Origin of the sequence: Streptomyces chiangmaiensis (assembly GCF_036281785.1) — a bacterium.
Classification (GTDB): Bacteria; Actinomycetota; Actinomycetes; order Streptomycetales; family Streptomycetaceae; genus Streptomyces; species Streptomyces chiangmaiensis.
The window spans coordinates 1-4,112 of the sequence record NZ_JAYWVC010000389.1 but is presented as its reverse complement, the minus strand read 5'-3'; the positions used below and the strand labels follow the sequence as shown (position 1 = coordinate 4,112).

4 protein-coding genes are annotated in these 4,112 nt (G+C 65.5%); 3 read left to right on the top strand and 1 reads right to left on the bottom strand.

Annotation, left to right across the window (positions count from 1 at the left end; all coding sequences use genetic code 11):
• The first annotated feature begins 117 nt into the window (after positions 1–117).
• From VXC91_RS43050 to VXC91_RS43040, 3 genes are all read left to right on the top strand, one after another.
• Positions 118–702, top strand: coding sequence for a flavodoxin family protein (locus tag VXC91_RS43050; RefSeq protein WP_329512799.1), 585 nt, complete (start codon positions 118–120; stop codon positions 700–702).
• 578 nt (positions 703–1,280) lie between these two features.
• Positions 1,281–1,460, top strand: a complete 180-nt coding sequence (locus VXC91_RS43045) for a hypothetical protein (protein ID WP_329512798.1) — start codon at positions 1,281–1,283, stop codon at positions 1,458–1,460.
• A gap of 91 nt (positions 1,461–1,551) precedes the next feature.
• Positions 1,552–3,588, top strand: a complete 2,037-nt coding sequence (locus VXC91_RS43040; RefSeq protein WP_329512800.1) for an ATP-binding SpoIIE family protein phosphatase — start codon at positions 1,552–1,554, stop codon at positions 3,586–3,588.
• Between the two features lie 136 nt (positions 3,589–3,724).
• Here the strand turns inward: VXC91_RS43040 and VXC91_RS47335 are convergent, their stop codons facing one another.
• A complete protein-coding gene (locus VXC91_RS47335; protein WP_408057615.1) occupies positions 3,725–3,985 on the bottom strand; it encodes a helix-turn-helix domain-containing protein in 261 nt (86 codons plus the stop codon).
• Positions 3,986–4,112 lie beyond the last annotated feature (127 nt).

Sequence of the window (4,112 nt, the reverse complement as noted above, 5' to 3'; positions counted from 1 at the left end):
ACGCGATCACAGCGCAACCCGATAGTTTGCGCTAGCTATAAGTAAGTGCTTTCCTGTGGGTATCGCTCTTGAAGTGCCCGTTCGGGCTATTCGACTCTCCTCAGAGGAGCAATCATCGTGACCACCCCTGTCGTGTCCATCGCTTACCACTCCGGCTACGGTCACACCGCTGTGATCGCCGAGGCCGTCCGCGCCGGCGCCGCCGAGGCCGGCGCCGAGGTGCACCTGATCAAGGTGGACGAGATCACCGAGGAGCAGTGGAAGACGCTGGACCGCTCCGACGCGATCGTCTTCGGATCGCCCACCTACATGGGCACCGCGTCCGGTGCCTTCCACGTCTTCGCCGAGGCGACCTCCCAGCGCTGGTCCAGGCTGGCCTGGCAGGACAAGCTCGCGGCCGGCTTCACCAACTCCGCCTCGAAGAGCGGCGACAAACTGCACACCCTGCAGTTCTTCCAGATCCTCGCCGGCCAGCACGGCATGCACTGGGTCAGCCTCGGCCTGCACCCCGGCTGGAACAGCTCCACCGCCTCCGAGAACGACCTCAACCGCCTCGGCGTGTTCGTGGGGGCGGCTGCCCAGTCCAACATGGACGAGGGCCCGGAAGCCGTGCACAAGTCCGATGCGGCCACGGCCGAACACCTGGGCCGCCGGGTGGCCGAGACGGCGACGGAGTTCGCGCGGGGGCGCCTCGCCGCGTAGACGGGCTGCGGACCCGAGCCGAGCCCCGGCCCGTTCCGCGGGCAGGCCCGGCCGCCGGGCCTGCCCGCACCCGAGGACCTGGGCGAGCTGCTTCTCCTCGTACCTGCGGCGCCAGGTGATGGGCGTGAGATTCTCCGCGGCGCCGATATCGCGAAGGTGCCAGATACCGCGCTGGGCCTGGGACTTGTCAAGCAGGTCGTAGCAACGAGCTGGACGGTGTGCAGGCCAGCCGGTCTTGCCTCCATCGGCACGACGCGGACCGGGTCCCCGCAGTGCTCGCTCATTTCTTTCATGAACGTGCTTGGCATGTTGTGTCACCGAGGTGACTTGGGGTCCGGCATCCGCCATGAGAGCAGCCCTCAGCAAGCCCTTCAGGGGCCCTGAAAGCCGAGTGGCCCGCCAAGGCCGCCAGCGGCTGCAAGATCGTTACGTTCCCAGGCGCCCGGCTGCCGGGCCGCCTATCTTCGACCGTTCCCGCGAGAACAACAGATCCTCTGGCTCGCCAGTTCTGTCGCTATGCCGACAGGGCACTGCACCCGGCCGACCCTCCGTTCCCCTGAACCAAAGGACTCAAGATCATGAAAACCACGCTTGCGAAACGAAAGCGACGGTGGAGGGGGAGCCTCCCGCAGACCATCGCGGCCGTCGGGGCAACCGCTGCCGGCGCCCAAGGCGCAACACGCACGTACGTGACGTCCCTCCTGCCGCCCAAGCCCCAGGCCGAGGACTACGCCACCAAGCACCACTGCTCGTTCTGAACCGCCGGATACCCACCCCGCCATCTCACAGCCTTCCGACGACCGCCGGGCGCTGCCCCAGCCAGCGCCCAGGCTTTTGTAGGTGTACTACATGCAACCGATGCGACTGAGCAGTAGCTTCGCCTTTCTGCTTCTCAGCGTTGCCCTCTTCTCGGGCATACAACTGGCGCTGGCTGTCGCTCACATACGCGTCATGGGACTGCCGGAGTACTCCGTGCTGATCCCAGTCGTGGCCAGCGCTCTGCTGTCGCTGCGGCAGACCATGATCGTGGGCCTTTTCAACCTCGCCGCTGTCATTCCTATCTACGGGACTCTGCGCCAGGACATCGGGAATGTCAGTCAATTCGTGGTCATCACGGCGTTGGCAGTCGCGCTGGGCATCAGTCTGACGGTCTGTCGCGTCCGTATCACAAGGGACAGACGCCTCAAGCACCTCATGATCGCTCGCGAGCGGCTCAACCTGCTCAGTGAGGCCAGCAGTCGTATCGGCAGCACCCTGAACGTGGCTCGAACCGCTGAGGAACTGTCTGAAGTGGCTGTTCACCGCTTCGCGGACCACGCCACCGTGGACATCTTCGACTGGGTCCTCCAGGGCGAGGAACCCGCCTTGGAACCTCACATGGGCGACATCACCTTGCGCCGCCTCGCGTGCCAATCGGACGTGGCCGTCCTCCGGGGAGCGGTACAACTGCCCAGGGCCGTCACTTACCGTCAGGGGTCGGAACCAGCCCTGTGCCTGATGACGGGCGAACCCACGAGGGTACAGATCACCGATACCGGCGATGCCGCTCACTGGTCTGCTGATGCCATCGGCGCCGGCGTACATGCAGCACACCCTGCTCTGGTGGTCCCCCTCCGTGCCCGGGGCGTAACCCTGGGTGCGGCGCACTTCACACGCACGAAGCACCGGAACCCCTTCGACGCCGATGACGTACTACTGGCGCAGGAGATCGCGGCACGAGCAGCAGTGTGCGTGGACAACGCTCACCGCTACACCCGCGAACACAACACGTCCTTGGCGCTTCAGCAAAGTCTCCTGCCCCAGGTGGCCCCGAAGCAGCCAGCGGTAGAAGCAACTACTCGCTACATACCGGCGGACTCCCGGGCTGGAGTAGGCGGCGACTGGTACGACGTGATCCCGCTTTCGGGGGCTCGAGTCGCCCTGGTGGTGGGCGATGTGGTAGGGCACGGTCTTCACGCCTCGGCAACGATGGGGCGTCTGCGTACTGCGGTACGCACTCTCGCAGACATCGACCTGCCGCCCGACGAACTGCTCACCCACCTCAACGACCTCATCATCCGGGCTGGAACAGACATGGACCACGCGCCGGGGGTCGGCCGAGATGCCGGAGCCGACTTCGGTGAGCTCGTTGCGACCTGCCTGTACATGATTTACGACCCGGTCACGCGCCACTGCACGGCCGCAAGCGCCGGCCATCCACCACCTGCCCTGGTGCGGCCCGGCTCACAGGCCGAATACATCGACATTCCTGCAGGCCCTCCCCTAGGCGTGAGCGGACTTCCCTTCGAGACAGCCGAACTGCAATTGCCCGAGGGCAGCCTGCTCGCCCTCTACACCGACGGCCTCATCGAATCCCCCAACCGCGGTTTGGACGAAGGGCTTGAGCGTCTACGCAAAGCCCTGTCCGAACCGAAGCCCTCTCTGGAAGACACATGCGACCACATCCTGGCCACGATGGTCGATGATCACTCCAGAGACGATGTCGCCCTCCTGATCGCCCGCACTCAAGAACTCGAGGGCAAACACGTCGCCACCTGGGACTTGTCAGAGAATCTCGCCGAGGTTGCTCGCGCCCGCGACCTCGCCTCGCTCCGGCTGGGAGGCTGGGACCTGGAGGAACTGGCGTTCACCACGGGACTCATCGTCAGCGAACTGGTCACCAACGCGATCCGCCACGGCGGGGGCCCCGTGCAACTACGCCTCATCCGGCAGGACACCTTGATCTGCGAGGTGTCCGACGGCAGCAACACCGCTCCCCACCTGCGCCGGGCCCAGGCGTTCGACGAGGACGGCCGCGGGTTGTTCATCGTGGCGCAGCTAGCCAAGCGCTGGGGCACAAAGCAAGGGCCCGACGGAAAGACCATCTGGGCCGAACTGGCCTTGTAACAGGGACTCGACGCCGCTCAGCAATGACCGGCCTGAGGAGCGGAACCACCGGGTGGTAGCAAACTTGACAGGACGTCAGAAAATACGTCGGCGGCTACGCAGGCGGACCCCCGTTTGACGATGCCGTCCAGGATGATCAACTTCGTCTTCGCATGGTCATCCACGCTGAGATCCACATGCCGAAGTCCGGGCTCACCACCCCCGCTGCTTGACCGTGAGGCCAATCGGCGCCCGCGGCGATCCCCCATGTCCCGGCCAGGCTGTGCTCGGCATAACGAAGCTTCCAGCGGTCCGCTGTCGGCAGCGACGCTCCGAGCAGCTCGGCGATATCCTTGCGTCGACGCCTCTCGGCAGACCGGAGAACGATCCGGCCCCGCGTGGCTGTCTCCGAGGGCACGCCCCGACTGCTCACCAACTCCCGCAGCTCGGCGGCCTGTTCCACAGAGAGCTCATGCCAGTGGAACGAGACACGCAAGATCAAGTAGGGCTGACAGGATCATGCGACACTGGCCCCAGCGGCGATG

Coding starts and splice junctions, on each gene's coding strand:
- VXC91_RS43045 (WP_329512798.1), top strand. CDS start 1,281: ATGAAAACCACGCTTGCGAAACGAAAGCGACGGTGGAGGGGGAGCCTC.
- VXC91_RS43040 (WP_329512800.1), top strand. CDS start 1,552: ATGCAACCGATGCGACTGAGCAGTAGCTTCGCCTTTCTGCTTCTCAGC.